This is a genomic window from Virgibacillus sp. MG-45 (assembly GCF_036409425.1).
Taxonomy (GTDB): domain Bacteria; phylum Bacillota; class Bacilli; order Bacillales; family Amphibacillaceae; genus LDC-1.
This window is the reverse complement of the sequence record NZ_JAXOFU010000007.1, coordinates 122,144-140,405: the sequence shown is the minus strand read 5'-3', so window position 1 is coordinate 140,405 and position 18,262 is coordinate 122,144. Positions and strand designations below refer to the sequence as shown.

General features: G+C 34.1%; 13 protein-coding genes and 1 pseudogene. 3 read left to right on the top strand and 11 right to left on the bottom strand.

The genetic code is table 11. The features are described 5' to 3' along the window. Positions 1–30 precede the first annotated feature (30 nt). The 6 genes and pseudogenes from tagH to SPK86_RS09460 all read right to left on the bottom strand — a co-directional run bounded on the left by tagH (position 31) and on the right by SPK86_RS09460 (position 8,831). Positions 31–807, bottom strand: a complete 777-nt coding sequence (gene tagH, locus SPK86_RS09485) for a teichoic acids export ABC transporter ATP-binding subunit TagH (RefSeq protein WP_330949200.1) — start codon at positions 805–807, stop codon at positions 31–33. Between the two features lie 14 nt (positions 808–821). Next, positions 822–1,640: an ABC transporter permease gene (locus SPK86_RS09480; RefSeq protein ID WP_330949199.1), complete on the bottom strand. Its 819-nt coding sequence runs from the start codon at positions 1,638–1,640 to the stop codon at positions 822–824. 135 nt (positions 1,641–1,775) lie between these two features. After that, a complete protein-coding gene (locus SPK86_RS09475; protein WP_330949198.1) occupies positions 1,776–3,281 on the bottom strand; it encodes a glycosyltransferase in 1,506 nt (501 codons plus the stop codon). Positions 3,282–3,362: 81 nt separating this feature from the next. Further along, positions 3,363–4,229, bottom strand: a complete 867-nt coding sequence (galU, locus tag SPK86_RS09470; RefSeq protein WP_330949197.1) for a UTP--glucose-1-phosphate uridylyltransferase GalU — start codon at positions 4,227–4,229, stop codon at positions 3,363–3,365. Positions 4,230–4,247: 18 nt separating this feature from the next. After that, positions 4,248–5,417 (bottom strand): annotated as a pseudogene (locus SPK86_RS09465) (CDP-glycerol glycerophosphotransferase family protein); the annotation flags it as partial. A 102-nt stretch (positions 5,418–5,519) separates the two neighbouring features. Next, complete coding sequence (locus tag SPK86_RS09460) at positions 5,520–8,831, bottom strand: CDP-glycerol glycerophosphotransferase family protein (protein WP_330949196.1); 3,312 nt, start codon at positions 8,829–8,831, stop codon at positions 5,520–5,522. A 304-nt stretch (positions 8,832–9,135) separates the two neighbouring features. Between SPK86_RS09460 and SPK86_RS09455 the strand changes: the two genes are divergently transcribed. After that, positions 9,136–11,718 (top strand): SH3 domain-containing protein, encoded by a 2,583-nt coding sequence (locus SPK86_RS09455; protein ID WP_330949195.1) that lies wholly within the window; start codon positions 9,136–9,138, stop codon positions 11,716–11,718. A gap of 54 nt (positions 11,719–11,772) precedes the next feature. Here the strand turns inward: SPK86_RS09455 and SPK86_RS09450 are convergent, their stop codons facing one another. After that, a complete protein-coding gene (locus SPK86_RS09450; RefSeq protein WP_330949194.1) occupies positions 11,773–12,945 on the bottom strand; it encodes an O-antigen ligase family protein in 1,173 nt (390 codons plus the stop codon). Positions 12,946–13,213: 268 nt separating this feature from the next. On the opposite strand from SPK86_RS09450, the gene tagD reads away from it, so the two are divergent. Next, entirely contained in the window at positions 13,214–13,612 is a 399-nt protein-coding gene (tagD, locus tag SPK86_RS09445; protein WP_284138997.1) for a glycerol-3-phosphate cytidylyltransferase, read from the top strand. After that, the gene (locus SPK86_RS09440) at positions 13,605–14,795 is read left to right on the top strand and encodes a CDP-glycerol glycerophosphotransferase family protein (protein WP_284138996.1); all 1,191 of its coding nucleotides are present in this window, start codon (positions 13,605–13,607) and stop codon (positions 14,793–14,795) included. The genes tagD and SPK86_RS09440 overlap by 8 nt, the downstream gene beginning before the upstream one ends. A 58-nt stretch (positions 14,796–14,853) precedes the next feature. On the opposite strand, the gene pssE is transcribed toward SPK86_RS09440, so the two are convergent. From pssE to SPK86_RS09420, 4 genes are read right to left on the bottom strand one after another with little or no spacing between them, the layout of a single operon-like run. Next, positions 14,854–15,333: a PssE/Cps14G family polysaccharide biosynthesis glycosyltransferase gene (gene pssE / locus SPK86_RS09435; protein ID WP_330949193.1), complete on the bottom strand. Its 480-nt coding sequence runs from the start codon at positions 15,331–15,333 to the stop codon at positions 14,854–14,856. Continuing rightward, positions 15,330–15,800 (bottom strand): PssD/Cps14F family polysaccharide biosynthesis glycosyltransferase, encoded by a 471-nt coding sequence (pssD, locus tag SPK86_RS09430; protein WP_284138994.1) that lies wholly within the window; start codon positions 15,798–15,800, stop codon positions 15,330–15,332. The genes pssE and pssD overlap by 4 nt, the downstream gene beginning before the upstream one ends. Then, positions 15,800–16,903 (bottom strand): glycosyltransferase, encoded by a 1,104-nt coding sequence (locus tag SPK86_RS09425; protein WP_330949192.1) that lies wholly within the window; start codon positions 16,901–16,903, stop codon positions 15,800–15,802. The genes pssD and SPK86_RS09425 overlap by 1 nt, the downstream gene beginning before the upstream one ends. Before the next feature lie 12 nt (positions 16,904–16,915). Beyond that, positions 16,916–18,214: an O-antigen ligase family protein gene (locus SPK86_RS09420; protein WP_330949191.1), complete on the bottom strand. Its 1,299-nt coding sequence runs from the start codon at positions 18,212–18,214 to the stop codon at positions 16,916–16,918. Positions 18,215–18,262 lie beyond the last annotated feature (48 nt).

Here is an 18,262-nt window from a genome sequence, read left to right as displayed (position 1 = left end):
TATAGGAAAAGGGATAAAGACACTAGTTCTTTATCCCCTTACTGTTCTTTTATATTCGTCTCGTTCCTTTTTATTCATTTTTTTCCACTTGTTAAGAAATGACTCATACTTTGGAATAACTTCCTCTACAGTACCATACTCTTTTACTTTTCCGAATTCCAACCACAAGATTTTATCACAGAATTGCTTCATCTGCCCTATTGAATGACTAACAAAAATCATTGTTTTTCCTCGATTTTTAAATTCTTTCATCTTATCAAGGCTTTTTTCAGCAAAGGCTTTATCTCCTACAGACAATGCTTCATCAATAATCAATATATCCGGATCAATCGTAACCGAAATTGCAAAACCAAGACGAGATTTCATCCCACTGGAATACGATTTTACTGGCTGATCAATAAACTTTTCAAGCTCAGAAAACTCAATAATTGACGGTTCTAAATCAATTATTTCTTTTTTACTAAAGCCAAGCATTAATAATTTCAACTCAATGTTTTCTCTTCCAGTTAAATCTCCCTTTAATCCAGCTGCAACTGCAATTAAAGCGACTTGTCCATTTATTTGAACATTGCCGAAACTTTCGGGTACAATACCAGCGATGATATTGGAAAGGGTAGATTTTCCAGATCCATTTATTCCAATGAATCCGACAACATCCCCTTTTTCTGCTTCAAAACTAACATCAGTTAAAGCAAAGAAGTCTTCCCCAAAGCTTTTAGGGGTCAATAAGTCTAATAACCTTTCCTTCGTTCCATTATATAATTTATATTTTTTTGTTATGTTCTGTACGATTATCGCTTTATCCATATCATCACAAGCCTTTATAAATAATCAATAAAGTGTCTTCTAAATTTAACATGCAAAATTGAACCGAATAAAAATAGGACTAATACAAGACCCCAAAAATACAGTGTGTACTGCCAATGATCAATAAAATACCAATCAGATCCTAATAAAGCGTGGCGATAGCCTTCTATTAGGTAATATAGTGGATTTAATTTCAATATCGCTATAATAGTTTGATCCTCTAAAATTGTGATTGGCCATAATACTCCAGACAAATATAGTCCCATACGTAATGTTGAATTAAGAAACATGTGCACATCTCTTATGATAGTTGATAACGTTGATGTAATAAGAGAGATAGCAAAAACAAGGCAGAAGGTTGCAAATAAGTAATATATAATTTGTAAATAATATATATTAAAGGTAAATCCATAGAATTGAAGGAAAACTATCGTTATAATTAGCATCGCTATATGAATGTATAACTTAGAAAAAATAACGTAATTAGGTATAACACTCATAGGAAAGTTCATCTTCGAAAGCATTCTTAATCGAGAATATATGGATTTAGATCCTTGAATTGTAGATTGATAAAAAAATATCCACAATATAAATGCTACTAAAAGCCATGCGAAAAATGGAACACTCTCGCCATTCATTTCAACAGGACCTTTTTCTCTTAATGTGCCGAATACAAACCAATAAATTAAGATTTGAATCGTTGGATTAATAATCTCCCAGAGAATTCCTAAGTAATTATTTTTATTTTGGCTCTTTAGTTCATACAATGAAAGCCTTCTTACAAGATAGAAATTTTCTATTTGTTCTCTTAAAACTGTAATTGCTGATTTCATTGATAATATCCTCTCAATACTAGTAAGAGTTGTTCATTACACGTTATTAAATTATACAAGCATCACAAGTAAAAGACAATAAAAATTAGGCTTTGTGCACAAGCCCAATTTCTAGTAGTTCTTTTTAAACAGTTTTTATAAACCTTTCAGTAATGATGTCCATTGTGCTGCATACTTTTCTACGCTAAATCGTCTATTAACTTGTAAGGCATTTTCAGATAGTTCTTCCCTTACTTTTCTATTATTCATTATCTTAATAATTCGATCTGCTAACTGCTCTTTATTTCCTCGTTCAACTAAAAAGCCGTCAATTCCATCGCGAACGATATCACTTGGACCATATTTGGCATTGTAAGAAACAACTGGTGTTCCTGCGGCTAAGCTTTCAGTTAAAACCATTCCAAAGCCTTCAAAATCAGAGGTTAAAACCGAACAAGCAGCTGATTTATATATTTTTGTAGTGTCTGCTGTAAAGCCTTTTAGTTTCACATTATTCTCCAGTTCAAGTTCATTGATTATTTGAACCAGTTTATCCTTTTCCTTTCCAAAACCATATATATAAAACTTTGCTTTAGGTATGCTTTGCACTACAATTTTAAATGCGCGAATTGCTTCATCTAATCTTTTTTGACTAACATAGCGAGCTAACGAAACTGCCAGGTGTGGATCAAAAGATGAATCAATCTCTTTTATTGTACGCTGATTAACTTGCATTGCAGGGTGTGGTATAACAACGATATTATCGTTTCTACCATACTTCTGTTCAATATCTTCCTTTTGTTCCTGTGTTAGACAAACAATTTTATGAAATGAACTTTGATTTTCTAACAAGTCTATATATTCATCTCTTATCTCAGCACTAGCATCAAATGGTTTCTTAAAGTGGTTATTATGTATAACAGCGACTTTTTTTACATTATTCCCTAAACTTTGAACTAACTTATCTGTAGGCCGGTTATCGACTAAAACAACTGGATTGGAAATCTTATTTAATCTCCGTTCTAACCAAACCTTCTTTAGCGCATCCATCGATGCATATTCTTTTGGCTCATTTTCAAATAATACCACTCGCGATTCTTTATTATTATTCGGATTGATCCATACAGTTAGATAACAGTTTCCCTTTAGATCAAAATATCGATCCAGGCGAGATTTATTAAGCATAAAGTCCATATGCCTCATTCTATATAAATAACCGTTCAGATCATATTCTTCTCTTGTTACTCTATGTCTCGATTCATTCATGTGGTCAATAAATAATAAGTTTCCATTTTTATCAAACCTTTTATACTTAACATAAAGACCATTTTTATAATAGCGATAAGAAGGATTATCTGGCTTCGCATCTTTAAAATGAACTAAGCCCTTTTCCGAAACTGAATGTTTAATCTTTCTTTTCATTTTATTTCTAGGCTTGAAGTCTTCGAACAAATTTAGTACTTCTACTTTCTTATTTAACAATCCTGTTTTATATAGCGTATCAATAATTTGCTTGAAATTTTGCTGGTATAGAAAAGTGAAAATATATACTTTATCAAATTTTTCTGCTAACGTATTTGCTCTTGTAAAGACCGCTTTCGTTAGCCCTCCTCTAACTACATTCAATGAATTAACTAAAATAATTGGTGTATTCTGTTTCATTAGAACCATTCTCCTCTCTTCTTCAATCGTAATACAACTATCAATAATTGTTGTTTTTCTTCGGAGTTTGTAGATTCTTAATTAGTTTTTTTGTAAGGTAGATTTTAAATAGTTTAATAACGGTTCCCTTAACTCTTCTTTAGTTAAAGCAATAGCGATATTGGTTGTTATAAATCCTATTTGCTCCCCTACATCATATCTATGACCTTCGAATTCATAAGCGTATACTGGCTGAATTTGATTCAACTTTTCTATAGAATCTGTTAATTGAATCTCTCCTCCAGCTCCAATTGTTTGTTCTCCTAAAAATCGAAAGATATCAGATGTAAGGATATATCGTCCAATAATAGCTAGATTTGATGGCGCCGTCCCCAGTGGTGGCTTTTCAATAAAACGATTTACATTGTATAATCTACCTTCATTAAAGGAAGGATCAATAATACCATACCGATTTGTTTCAGTATCTGGAACCCTTTGTACACCTATAATAGAGGATTGTTTTTTATCAAACTCATTTATAAGTTGTTTTAAACATGGCGTTTCGCTTTGTACAATATCGTCACCAAGTAATACTGCAAATGGTTCGTCTCCTATAAACTTTCTAGCAGACCAAATAGCATGTCCTAAACCCATCGGTTGTTTTTGCCTTATATAATGAATATCAACTTTTGCAGATTTTTTTATTTTTTCAAGCAGCTCAAATTTTTCTTTTTTAATTAGGGCATCTTCAAGCTCATATGCGTTGTCAAAGTGATCTTCAATTGCCCGTTTTCCTTTTCCAGTTACAATTATAATGTCCTCGATTCCTGAGTTAACTGCTTCTTCGACAATATATTCGATTGTTGGTTTGTCAACAACTGGAAGCATCTCCTTTGGCATTGCTTTCGTAGCAGGCAGAAATCTAGTTCCTAAACCCGCAGCTGGGATTATCGCTTTTCTTATAGTCATGTTTACACTCCTATAAAGTTAGTTGAAAATCTCTTTTACTACTCTTTCACTTGCAAACCCATCTTCTAAATAGCAAAACGTATCATAAAAGTACTTTAATTTATCTGACTCATGATAACCAGTGACTTCAATGTTTTTGATTTCATTTATTAAATGTTCTGTTGTTTTTATTAAAGGACCTGGCGCTTCTGTCTCAAAATCCATATAAAAACCTCGTAAGTTATCACGGTATTCTTCAATATCATATACATAAAATAGCATTGGGCGCTTTAAGTTTGCATAATCAAAGAAAACAGAAGAATAATCAGTAATTAAAATATCAGATACTAAATACAACTCTCTTATATCATGATGAAGTGAAAAATCATATACAAAACCTTTAAAATCGGATATATCTAAATTCTCGGCAACAAGATAATGCAAACGTAATAAAACAATATAGCCTTCTCCAAGCTGAGACTGCATTTGTTTTAAATCCAAGGGAATATTAAATCTATATCTTCCTTTTTCATAGAATAAATTATCACGCCATGTAGGAGCGTATAGCAAGATTTTCTTGTCCATTGGAAGATTCAGCCGTTTTTTAAGCAGTTTTATTTTGTCATTTTCATTATTGTTAAGCAAAAAATCATTACGAGGGTAGCCAGATTCTATGATTCTCTTTTTATACTGGAAGGCCCGCTTAAAAATTCTAGAAGAGTAAGCATTAGGCGATATTAAATAATCCCACTTTTTCGCTTCATTAATAAAATTAAATTTATACTGTTCTGTATCCGTACCAGGCATATGAACTTGTTTCATATCTGCAGCTAATTTTTTCAATGGTGTTCCGTGCCATGTCTGTATATATGATGTATGCTTTGGCTTTTTAATCCATAAGGGTAAACGACTATTGGTGATCCAGTATTTAGATCTAGCCATTAATACTACCCACCTTAAGGATAGACGCTTCACACATCTTATATTTTCATGTGTGAAGCTTTCCAAATATCGCTTATCTGCGCTCCAATACATTATATATTGAGGGTACTTATCTAACATATATTCATATATCGCCCTTGGATTATCACTAAATTGTTTACCCAGAAAGCTCTCAAACATAATAATATCTTTCGCTGGTAATTTACCTATAAGAATAAAAAGCAATCGATATATTGTTGACACCAATTTAGATATTACCCTTTTTACCATTAACTTACACTCCTTAGGAGAAATCATGATGTAAAAGTAAAAGAACAGTAATAGATAGTGAAGGATAGTGATTGATCTTACACTAAATGTCCTTTAAATTTACTGAAACAATCGATCTACTACTCGCTTACTCGCATTTCCATCCTCAAGAGAACAATACGTTTCGTAAAAATCATTATATTTTGCTTTATATTGTTGATTCATCTGTTCGATGTGCAATATATTCTCTATTATTTGATTTGTATCATAAACAAGTGGTCCAGGCGCCTCTTTCTCTAAATCCATATAAAACCCTCGGACATCATCTCGATAGTGGTCTAAATCATACGTATAGAAAATAATTGGTTTTTTAGTGTTTGCAAAATCAAACATGACAGATGAATAGTCAGTAATTAAGATGTCCGTAACCACTAACAAGTCTTGGATATCTGGATAGCTAGATACATTATATACAAAATCCTCCAGTGTTTCATCTATCTCTATTTTACTACTTATCACTACATGCATTCGAAGCAATAGCACATAATCATCACCTAGACGTTCCTTCATCTTAACTAAATCCATATTTAAGTCAAACGAAAACTTATTTTTCTTTTTCGCTTGATCATCACGAAATGTAGGGGCATATAAAATGATTTTTTTATCCGATGAAATGGAAAGCTTCTCTTTAACCTTTGAATACACCGTTTCTTTATGACTTCGATAAAAAATATCATTTCTCGGGTATCCTACTTCTAAAATCTCTCCATTATATTTAAATGCACTTCTAAAAGCTCTCGTCGCATAATTACTAGGAGATATTAAGTAATCCCAGTTTTTAACTGCTTCTCCAACTCTTTGTACATAATCATCGCTTCTTCCATGAACCTCTTCAATGTCAAACAACATTTTCTTCAAGGGGGTTCCATGCCATGTTTGAAGATACGTAGTTTGTGCACGCTTTTTAATATAAGTAGGGAAGTTTTGATTATTCACCCAATACCCTGCTCGTAATAAATAATAATAATATTGTGGACTAAGTCTTTTCACATATTTTGTATGTTCATCATCAACTAAAAGGTTTTTGTTATAGACCCATACTTTTTTATAAGGCAACTTCCTTGCCACGATTTCATCATAGATATTTTTAGGACTATCACCAAATTGTTTTCCAATACCACTTTCAAACAAAATTAATTTTTTGTCGACTGGGATTAGCTTAGAACCAATCTTATAAAAAAGTCTCATGCTTGGGAAATACAAATCACTTTTGCGATATTTGTTAAAAAGCGCTTTTAATAGCATTTTCAATTTTGGACTTTCAAGCAGCCTTCTTTTTGCTTTATGATTGATAACTACATCATAAATTCGTTTAGAAGACTGTTGATCTCTATATTTTATAAATTTACTAGCCCTCTTTTTAAATTCAGGCTTCATTGAGAAATCTTGTTGCGCATATGCTTCTATAAGATCGACGATTGTAACTTCATTATCTGTTATGTCTCCAGGAAGATCATTATCCAAATCTAAATGTGAAGGTCTTTTTCCGATAAACTTTGCTCTGTCAAACTGATAGTATATAACAGGCTTATCTAAAAAGCTAAAATCAAATCCAACACTTGAGTAATCTGTTACCATCATCGCACTTGATTTGATTAAATGTTGAACATCTACTTCTCCTTGACTAATCACTCTTACGTTAGGATGTTCAAAGTGCTTGCTAAACTTCTGCATATTAGGATGTAAGCAAAAGATAATTTTAAAATTATACTTATCGGCAAGCTCATGTAGCGTGCTGTTTTCAATTAAGTTTTTATACCGATTATAATACTCACTTTCAAAAAACGAATCATCCATAACGATATAATCTCTCCATGTTGGGATGATTAATATTTGTCGTTTTAATTTTACATCCTTTTCAAATAATGAATCGAATCGAGACAAGCCGGTTACAAACACTTCTTCCTTCTTATATCCAAAATCATTGATAATCATTTCTTTTTCAGAATCAGAGCTTACCATAAAAAAGTCTGTATCAAACCCAGGCGCATCTTTTCCGTAGTTTGCCACCATATTTTTCGTACCCATCACACCGTGTTGCAAAAATATTTTGTCGGCTTTTACCTTTGCTTTAAACGAGGATGTACGTATAGGAAACAAATAATCTGGGTGATGAGATGAGATTACTTTTTTCGCAACAATAGTATTCCATATATGCTCCTTTGATTTAAAATCCAATACATTTCCATACTTCTCAGCATTTCCTTTTTCTGGTGAGCTTTTATCGATAACGTAATACACTTTTTGATTCGGGTAGTTTGTTCTAACATACTTAAAAAAAGCCAAGCCCGTATCTTGTGCCTTGTACGATCTTTCCCCAACAATCCAAATATCCTCTTTTTTATGGAATAATTGTATTAGCCAAGACCATCTCATCATCCGCTGCAAATAGTTAAACGACTCCAATGAAAAGCTGTACACTTCTAATGAAAGATTAGACGCCTTAAACGTAAAATATGGATTAACTACAATCGCTTCATTATGATCTTTTCCATATATATCTTTCATAAATAACTTTGTTCGAAAGGTTGGTCTTCCTAAACGAACATATTTCATTTCATGCTTATCATGCAAATTTAATAATAAGTATAGATCATAGACATCTTCTTCTAATAAAGACCCATTATTAATTACAGATAAATCGACTGAAATAGAAAATTTATATCGATTTAAGCCATAGTTCTTCTCGACTAAATGTGTTAAAGAATTAAATGTCACATTATGGCTCTTTAACTCAATATCCGTGTCCCTGCCTTTTAATACAAATTGACCGTCTTGAATCAAAGAATTCCTTGTAAAGAGCTTTCCTTCTAATTTAAGCACACTCTTCTTCGTCTTAAACTTTTCGATTTGTATTTTCGTAGGTGAGTCAGGTTCTAAATTCCTTGTGAGTGATAAATTTCCGTTTGTTGTAATGTAGTTAATAATTGAATGATCTTCTTTATAATAAAATGCTAGTCCATGAATATTCGTTCGATCAAATCTTCCTAACCGCATAAAATATTCTGCGTATTTTTCACCGTTTTTATCAATGATTTCCACATTCTTTTCCTTTTGTTTGTTTTTACTTAATTGATTAAACGGTACTTCTATTTTAATGTACCAATCCAGTATATCCATTTTTTTCTCATTGTCCGTCGGCAATAATTCATTTAAAGGTACTTTAAACTCAAACAGATTAGAAGGAGTTATTTTACTTATCATACGATGGATACCATTTTCTTCCCGAGAAAACAGCCATAGTTCCTTCACTGCATAATTTGTATTATTTAACAACCCTCTTATTATTAATGTGTCTTGTTTTTGAGTTATCTCCAATTTATCCTTTAATTTTTTACTGTTTTTTTTGTTGGAAAATGTAAAAAAGTTCATAAATACCCCTGCTTCGCTAAAAATTTTAGTTTTATATTTAATTATAGTATATTATTGACCAATTTCCTTTGTAAAAACAAGAATTTATTGCAATTGTAATATTTCCACCTTACACTTTCACTTCGTTTATACAATTGAATCAGTCATTATTCGTCACATTCTATGAATATTTTCCAAAATTACTTAACTTTTCCCCTAAAAATTGCGATAATAAAATGGAAGCAAAGAAAGAAGGTGGTAATAAATTATAAGCAGAGGTTATTCTGGAATAAACAATTTAATAGAAAAGGAGGCGAATAATTGTTTGTATAATTCACATCGAAAAGGACGTCTTATATTAAGAGTGTTGTTGTTTACAATTCTTGTATTTGGTTCTCTTCTATTGTTTTCAGATACGACTAAGGCGAATACAAGAATAACAGGTGTCGCTTTAAAAGCGCCAACTAATGTATATCAAAACACGTCAACAAGTTCAAAAGTCCTAAAGGATTATCCACAGGGTGCAATACTAATTTATGAGCCTTTTAATGCGACTTGGTATCGTGCTACGGTCTATGCGAATGGAAGCTGGAGAACTGGATACATCAATAAAAATGATGTAGAAAATTCAGTAACCAATCAGACTGTGCTTAAAGGTGTAGCACAAAACAATCCCACTAATGTATATAGAAACGCATCTACTAATTCTAGCAAACTCAAATCCTATTCAGAGGGTTCTATACTAATCTATAAATCTTTTTCTTCTAATTGGTATGAAGCAACCGTTTTTATTAAAGGGAAGCCAACAACAGGATATATACACAAAAGTCATGTTGAAAACGCAACACAAAACCAACAGGTTCTGTCAGGACTTGGTTTAAAGAATCCAACAGCCGTATATTCCAGCGCAAGCACAAATTCTAGTAAACTCAAATCCTATAGCATTGGCTCGAAGCTGTACTATAGTACTTTTACATCAAATTGGTATGAAGCGACGGTTTACGTCAATGGAAAAAGAAGAACTGGCTATATCCACCATTCACATGTAGAACCACCTTCTAATACGAGTGAAAGCTTTAAAGGAGTTGCTTTAAGATCTTCAACGCCAGTTTATAGAGAAGCTTCTACAAACGGTGGAGCATGGAAGTCTTATCCTGTAGGCAGTATTCTCTACTATCGATCATTCAGTAAAAATTGGTATGAAGCGACGGTTTATGTTAATGGAAAAAGAAGAATTGGCTATATTCACCATTCACATGTGGAAAACGCCGTCAAAGATCAAAAAACACTGAAAGGGATTGGGGTAAAGAATCCAACAACCGTTTATGCAGCAGCTTCAACGGGATCAAAAGCTTTAAAATCTTATGCTAGTGGGAGTATTTTGTACTATCAAACTTTTTCGAGTAACTGGTATGAAGCAACGATTTACTTGAATGGTAAACGTAGAACAGGATATATACACACTAGCCATGTGGAGGAGCTTTTACCAGGAAAGCAACAGAACTTGGATGGTCGTGCATTAAAGCGTCCAACTCATGTATATTCTCGCGCTTCTCAAAGTTCAAACGTCCTTAAAAGTTATAATCAAGGAACGATGCTGAAGTTTAGAACTTTCTCGAAAAATTGGTATGAGGCAACTGTGTATATAAGTGGAAAGCCTCGCACTGGCTACATTTATGTGGGTGACATCACTACAAAGGATATTACAAATTACACGAAATACAATTATTCCTTTAAATACATGGTTGATCGCCAAATGGCATATGGCGGAAATAAATCTGACGGAGCAGGTAAAGTTTCAGCTACAAGAGAAGAAGTAGAATATTATGTGAATCCTGCTAACTTTAAGCAAGGTACACAATCTTACTATCAGTTTCTTGACTTGACCCAGCCAGCTGGTTTAAATGCCAATGAAATAAACCAAAACATCCTTAGGGGTAAAGGTTCTTTACATGGAACTGGACAAGCATTTATTGATGCCGGTAGAAAATACAACATTAATGAAGCTTATCTAATTGCTCACACGTTACATGAAACTGGAAATGGTACTTCAACATTAGCTGCTGGAGTAAAAGTAGACTCAAAAGGAAATGTAGTTTCTGACCCTAACAAGGCTACCCATACCGTATATAATATGTACGGATACGGTGCAAAGGACTCGTGTCCTTTAACATGTGGTGCTAAATATGCTTTTGACGAAGGATGGTTTACTCCATCTGCAGCCATACTCGGTGGAGCAGGTAAAGTTGCTCAAAATTATATTAATAAGGGGCAGGATACCCTTTACAAAATGAAGTGGAATCCAGATAACCCTGCTACACATCAGTATGCAACACATGTACAATGGGCAGTTATTCAGACAAAACGAATTGCAGATATCTATAAATCTTTAAATAACTATACTCTAGTATATGATGTACCAAGTTTTATAAATCAACCTTCTCCAACTCCGGAGCCTGATACGACACCACCTCCTAATACGGGGGTCCAAGAAACTTTCCCTAGCAATATATTCGGTATCGTTTCTGTAGACTCAGGAAACTTAATGTTAAGAAAAACTCCTGATGGAGACATTATTGATAAAATGCCTAAGGGTGCTAAAATAGAAGTACTTGGCTCGAACGGTGAGTGGCTAAATGTCAAATACGGTGGAAAAACTGGCTGGGCACATGGAGATTTTATAAAACTCTTAAATCTGCTAGAGGTTACAGCAACTGGTTTATACGTACGTGACACTCCTGTTAATGGAGCACAATTAGGTCAATTGAGTAATCAATTAGTTGCTGGTGTGCTTGACAGTAATAATAAAGTAATCCGTCAAAATGAATGGTATAAGATTTATTATAATAACAAAGAAGCCTGGATTAGCGGCGGAAAGAATGGTACAGAATTCGTAAAAGTAAGATAAATAAAATGAACCGAATGCCTATCTTATTATAGGCATTCGGTTTTTAATTTTATGTTATGTTTTGTTGTCTTCTATAAAATTGATACCAACAGTGATAATTACCCATTGAAGCATAGCGATTGAATAATTGTTTTGAAACAACGTTAATTCAAAATTTTCATAGATAAGAAATCCTATAAAAAAACTTAAGGACCATCTTGCTGTAAAACTAGTCATATTTTTCAAAAGCGCATTCCATATTACAAAGATGAGAAATAGAAAAAGTAAAAACCCCAATATCCCAACTTCTAAAAGAATTTGTAAATATTGATTATGAGCAGTTAAACGAACATCCATTAATTCCCTTGGTTGGATCCCAACACCATAACCCCATAAAGGTTTTTCCATAATTTTTTGAATGATTTTTTCCCACAATATACTTCTACCTGAATACAACGATTTCCCTAAATATTCTATGCTCAACTTATTTAAAAATATTCCTAAGCTTGTTTGTTGTAACCATATGTATATCAAAATGAAGAAGCTATTAAGGGTAATTACTATTAGAAAAAGATATGGAAGAATTTTCACCTTTTTCTTTAACAATATCCAAACAATTAAAATGACGATTAAAGCTAAGACTGGTGATCTTGAATTCGTACTATACATAACAAGTAAGTTAATCATTATTAAGGATAGAAAATAAAATCGCTCTATTCTAGAACTATATTTAATGGCTATAATTTTGAAATATAGCATTGTTAGTAATAAAACACCTAAATAATTTGGATTTCTAAAGATACTTTTGAAACGAAGTTGTGAAAAATCTAATGACACCCAATGTAAAAATAGGATCAATGTTACGATACCTATCAAATGCGCAAAAATTCGAATATGCTTTGGCGTCCATCGGAGCTTCACTGCTCCAAGTATAAAAACAAAAAAAAGTGATAGCTTTAAAAAATAAATAAAATCAACATTTGCACTTGAATAATAGCTTATTGTGTACACAATTAAATACATTGCAATCGCAATATGAATAAGCGAGTCATTGGCATCCAACAATGATTTTGTATGAACAAAGTAATGCATTACATATGCAAACATAACTATTAATGTAACAAAAATGCTTATATTTCCTATTGTAATTAACGTTTCATATTGTGTTCGTACGAACGTATTGATAATTAGTAATAAACTAAGTAGAAAAATAAATCTATGATTATTAGCTCCATCAATTTCTTTCATTTTTTACTCCTTTGATTACCTCTATACAAGCTACAATTATAGTATCAAAAAATAAATGGTATAAAAAGCATTTTTTATTAATAACAAGTAAGTATATAGGTGAACTCTAACTGAATTTCATATTACTTTATCGATGTTTTCTTTATTCGTAAAACATAGTATAATAATATATTATAAGATTTGTTAAATGAAATTTGTATGTTAAGTTATTGTAACAATCTTATTGTATGATGTATAATAAACAACTTTCTTTTGGAGGTTATTATAAATGAAAAAAGTAATCACATATGGAACATTTGATTTGCTTCATACTGGTCATATAAATATTCTACGTCGTGCAAAGGAGTACGGTGACTATCTCGTTGTTGCTATTTCTTCTGATGAATTTAACGCATTAAAAGGTAAAAAGGCGTACTATTCATTCGAGCAACGCAAGGCAATCCTTGAGGCGATTCGTTATGTAGACGAAGTAATTCCTGAACATACATGGGAGCAAAAGGTGGAAGATGTAAAGGCGCATAACATTGATGTGTTTGTTATGGGAGATGATTGGACCGGGAAATTTGACTTTCTGAAAGACCAATGTGAGGTCGTTTATTTGCCGCGGACAGTTGGAATTTCCACCACAAAAATCAAACAAGATTTGAATTCAGCAAACAATGGCTAGGGAATTTGCTGTTACGGCATACCTGTTTGTTTTTCGTATTTTCTTTGAACTTTTTAAACGATTTCCCCAAAAGAAGAAAACAACATTTGTTGCTTCCTTTGGGGATAATATTTTGTTTGCTGCACAAGAAGTTGAAAAACAAACAGACGACCAAGTTGTTATCCTTTCAACCTCCCAATGTCACATCAACTTTAAGGAAATGCTAGCAACCAAACAAATACTCGCGTTCGAACCTAGCAATCTCATAAATTGGATACAATCTATTTATCACTTAGCTACCTCACATAAGGTATTTGTAGATAATTATTATGGATTTCTAGCAGCGAGTTCCTTCCGCTCCAATGTAGAATGTATTCAGCTTTGGCATGCTGCAGGTGCTATAAAGCAGTTTGGTTTACAGGATCCATCGAATCAGTTTCGTTCACAACGCGCAATAGATCGCTTTCATAAGGTTTATAGCAATTTCCATCACGTTGTTGTCGGCTCAGAACGAATGGCTACGATTTTCAAAAAGAGCTTTGCCTTATCGAATGATACTATTTTGCGTACTGGTATTCCGCGTACAGACTTTTTTTATGATTCTGAAGCTATGAATGAAGCAAAGCATATATTAGAAGATGCATTTCCAATTATTAAGAAAAAGAAAGTCATTCTTTATGCACCAACTTTTCGAGATGACAACCTAGCATCGGCAACAATCGAACTAGATATAGAGAAAATGTATAAATCGTTACGACATGATTATGTCATTTTCTTAAAGCTTCATCCCGCTATAAATGGGACGTTTGAAAATAAATTTCCGGGCTTTGTTTTTAATGTATCAAGTGACTATCGGATGAATGATTTACTTGTTGTGGCAGATTTGCTAATCACAGACTATTCTTCTATTCCCTTTGAATATGCATTGCTGCAAAAACCAATGATCTTTTTTGCGTATGATTTGGAAACATACCAAAAAACGAGAGGCTTTTGGGAAGATTATGAAACACTTGTCCCTGGACCCATTGCTTTTAACACAGATGCGTTAATTGACATCATTATGCAAGCATCGTTTGATATGGGGCGTGTTCAACAGTTTGCTAACCAGTGGAACCTTTATTCGAAAGGAAACGCTAGCAAACAGCTGATAGAGGCACTTTATGTTGAAGAGGCACAACAAGTAGAGCAACCTGTAAATATTTAACTCCGTGGAAAAAGCAACCATCCTTTTTCTTCGGAGTTATTATTTTGCTTCTATGTTGTTATGCCTCTTCGATAAAGCGTTGAATTAATTGAAAAATCGTCTTCTTTCCTGATTGAAATGGCTGGGGCTTAAAATCTTCTGCTTGTTTTAAAACAGCAGCGAGCTGTTCGCCATCCTTCCATGTTAATATGTATCCTTGCTTTAAAAACTGAGCCACGATTTCCAATTGATGATTATCATTATGCTCTCCATATTCCTTTAATCGTGGAACAGCAATCACCTTCTTCCCTTTACGTAAAGCTGTCACAACCGACCCCGTTCCCGCATGGGTAATGACTATCCTTGCTTTATCGTATAAAGCATCCATTTCCTCATAGCTCACAAATTTCTTTAATGAAAAGTATTTACTATTACAAGGGGTATGCCCGTGTTGAACAATGACCTCTTCTTTGATGAAGGCTTGTTGCTTTAAATGTTCTATTTCATTTAATAAACGATGAAATGGGAGTTCATGCGTTCCAAGTACAACGAATATCAATAGATAGCACCTCCATAACGCGCATTTGGGTATACCTTCTGCATCGATTCCCATTGCACAATAAACAAATCTGCAATCGGATAAACAAGTCTTCCAGAAAGGGTTGGTGACGTTGTTTTTGCAAAGCTTTCTATAAAAATCACTTTTTTTCGGAAAAGCTTGGCAATATAGCACATCGGTACAGCAGTATGTGCCCCGGTTGTTATAACAACGTCAGGTCGAGTACGTAGAAAAATGAAAAAGGTTTTGCATACATTAAAGGAGAATTTAAACAAATAACGAATGGGATAGTTGCGTGCACCATATACGAGTGTGGATACGGGATAGTTTTCTTTCATTTTTTCTGTAATCTCGGACTTTTCGGTCACAATATGATAATCGTATTTTTTAAAAATAGGCTCTAGCTGCATGAGCTGTGTTAAATGTCCACCAATAGATGATATTAGAAGTATTTTTTTTTGCTTCATCAACTGCTGCTCCTATCACGATAAATTTCGATTAAACGTTCTATAATTTGGTCTTGATCATATGCACGTGCCTTTTCTTCCCCATTTTGTATTAATGATCGCTGTAAACTTGTAGAGGAAAGCACTGCTTGTAAGGCTGCTTCTAATGCATCAGAATCCTTTGGTGGGACTAATATGCCTGCCCCATCGGCAAGTAAATAGCGAAGTCCTCCTACTGTCGTGCCAACTACTGGCGTATGACAGGACATCGCCTCTAAAGCAACTAGTCCAAAGCCTTCCATATAGGAAGGGATTACTAACACATTTGCTGCAGAAATCCATATAGGTAATTGACTTTGCTGCATCGGCCCATGAAAAAAAATCCCTTCTTCTGTTTGCGTCTTTCGCTTTAAGTTCTTTGCAAATAGAGGTTCCTTTTCTGCGCCGATTATATGGAGTTGGGCTGTTGGATTCGTTTCCTTATACTTCTGATAGGCTGCAACTAATTCCTCTAACCCTTTTGCCTGAATGATATTTCCAACATATAAAATGATGGACACTTGTTCATTGCAACCAATTAAATTGCGTGCTGTTTTTTTATTCATTGGATGGAATCGGCTCCGATCGACGCCCATAGGTAGTACATCGATTTTTTGTTCTTGTATGCCGTAATGTAGAACCATGTCATTTTTTAATTGATGACCGACCGCTATTATGTGATCTGCTTCTTGCAAGATGCACTTCGTTGCCTTCTGGAAGAAACGATTTTTCCTCGCCATTTTATCCATATCCCCACCGTGTGCAGTAACAATCATCCTTGCATGAAACAGCTTTTTAAATATAAGCGCGCAAAGGCCACTCGGAAAAATATAATGGGCATGAATAATCGTATATTTTTTCCCTTTCGTAACGAGTGTCCATCCAGTCCGCATAATCCACGTCATGTATTTTTGCAGCACTGCCTTCTTGTTCGAGCTTGGATTTTGAACAGCTATTACGTCGACTAGCATTCCTTTTTCCTTTAACGCTCGAACTTGGTTTTCCACAAATACCCCGAATACCGGATGCTTGCTACTAGGATACATCGTACTAATTATTAATATTCTTTCCTTTCGTTTCGTCATCTTATACATTCCTCATCTGTTCAAAGTTGGCGGGTTCACATGCATCCATAAAAAGCTAATAACGACAATAAGGTAAATACTCGCAGCAGGGGACGATAATACATGTCCTGCTACAAAAGAACTACCTAAGCCGAGACAGGTCGCTAATGCGGCAAATATGATTGGCAAGTTCCACTTACAAAGTAACAGATGGCGCAACAGCAAGATGCCAATACTTAAAAGGGGAAGAAAAAGAAGTAAACTGCCTACAATTCCGAAACCAAAAAACCAATCAAGCATGTCCATTTCTGCGAGCTTAGGCTCCTGTTCATAGTTCCCACCATATCCCATGCCAAAAAGCTTCTGAAGGAGTGGTGCTTCGCTAAATTGCATTTGCAGCTCGTCCAAGAATTCACTACGTCCGCTTAATAGCTCTGGAACTTGCTCTGGTTCGTCTTCTGGAGTGTCCTTTTGTTCTTCTTGTTGCGAATTCGTTTCTCCAAAAAAGAAGTTAAGGTTGTTTCCAATTGCTGCGTATGGAACAGCAATTATTGTCATCATAAAAAGGGTGGCGAGTATTGCTGCGTGTTTCCATCTTTCGTGATGCTTAGGGTAGCCGATAATAGCAAGAAGCAGAGCTATCCCTAAGATAACTACAACTGCTCCAAAGCTTACCTTCGTTCCAATCTCTAGCATAGAAGCGATAACGAGCACGATAAAGGGAAGCTGATATATCTTATTGTTGAAAGACTGTTCTGTCCAAAAATAGAGCAGCATCATACTAAACCCCATTGCTACAATCGTACTTAGCTCGTTTCCAGAAAAGAACCAGCCTGAATGACCTGCCTTGGAGAGCGCATCATAGGTTTTTTTTCCAGTTCCTGTTATAGTAGCAACCAGCATAATTCCGCCAATCGTTGCCATATTGAAAAAAACGAGACGTTCGATCGTACGGTTCTTTTTTAGTTGCACGTGCCATTTATTAAATACAAGTATAAATACAACGAGCAATTCTACGAAAAACATTGATTTTACAATATGAATGACTTCCTCCCCAACGGAAAAAGGATGCTTCCATCCCAAGGTAACAATAAGATGAACCACCATAAAACTAATAACGAGTAAAAAATATGAAATGAATATTTTCTTCCATTTTCCAGGGGGCAACAACAGGATGTACCAAAATCCTGCCACCATGATTCCAATTCGGGCAATTTCCGATATGGGAAGGTGAATGAATGCAGCAATATCTAAAAATGGTTGCAGCGCGATAAAATAAATGAAGCTATACTCAAGTCTCTTACGCCATTTAGTATGTTGAAGCAAATGCATGCTAGTATCCTTCCTCTATGTCCATTGTCTAATCGAATAAAGTAAAAA

What these genes read in the sequence shown, in the direction of transcription:
- SPK86_RS09425 (WP_330949192.1), bottom strand. Translation starts at nt 16,903, where the DNA reads ATGACGAAACGAAAGGAAAGAATATTAATAATTAGTACGATGTATCCT.
- SPK86_RS09480 (WP_330949199.1), bottom strand. Translation starts at nt 1,640, where the DNA reads ATGAAATCAGCAATTACAGTTTTAAGAGAACAAATAGAAAATTTCTAT.
- tagD (WP_284138997.1), top strand. Translation starts at nt 13,214, where the DNA reads ATGAAAAAAGTAATCACATATGGAACATTTGATTTGCTTCATACTGGT.
- pssD (WP_284138994.1), bottom strand. Translation starts at nt 15,800, where the DNA reads ATGAAGCAAAAAAAAATACTTCTAATATCATCTATTGGTGGACATTTA.
- galU (WP_330949197.1), bottom strand. Translation starts at nt 4,229, where the DNA reads ATGACTATAAGAAAAGCGATAATCCCAGCTGCGGGTTTAGGAACTAGA.
- SPK86_RS09475 (WP_330949198.1), bottom strand. Translation starts at nt 3,281, where the DNA reads ATGAAACAGAATACACCAATTATTTTAGTTAATTCATTGAATGTAGTT.
- SPK86_RS09460 (WP_330949196.1), bottom strand. Translation starts at nt 8,831, where the DNA reads ATGAACTTTTTTACATTTTCCAACAAAAAAAACAGTAAAAAATTAAAG.
- SPK86_RS09440 (WP_284138996.1), top strand. Translation starts at nt 13,605, where the DNA reads ATGGCTAGGGAATTTGCTGTTACGGCATACCTGTTTGTTTTTCGTATT.
- tagH (WP_330949200.1), bottom strand. Translation starts at nt 807, where the DNA reads ATGGATAAAGCGATAATCGTACAGAACATAACAAAAAAATATAAATTA.
- SPK86_RS09450 (WP_330949194.1), bottom strand. Translation starts at nt 12,945, where the DNA reads ATGAAAGAAATTGATGGAGCTAATAATCATAGATTTATTTTTCTACTT.
- SPK86_RS09420 (WP_330949191.1), bottom strand. Translation starts at nt 18,214, where the DNA reads ATGCATTTGCTTCAACATACTAAATGGCGTAAGAGACTTGAGTATAGC.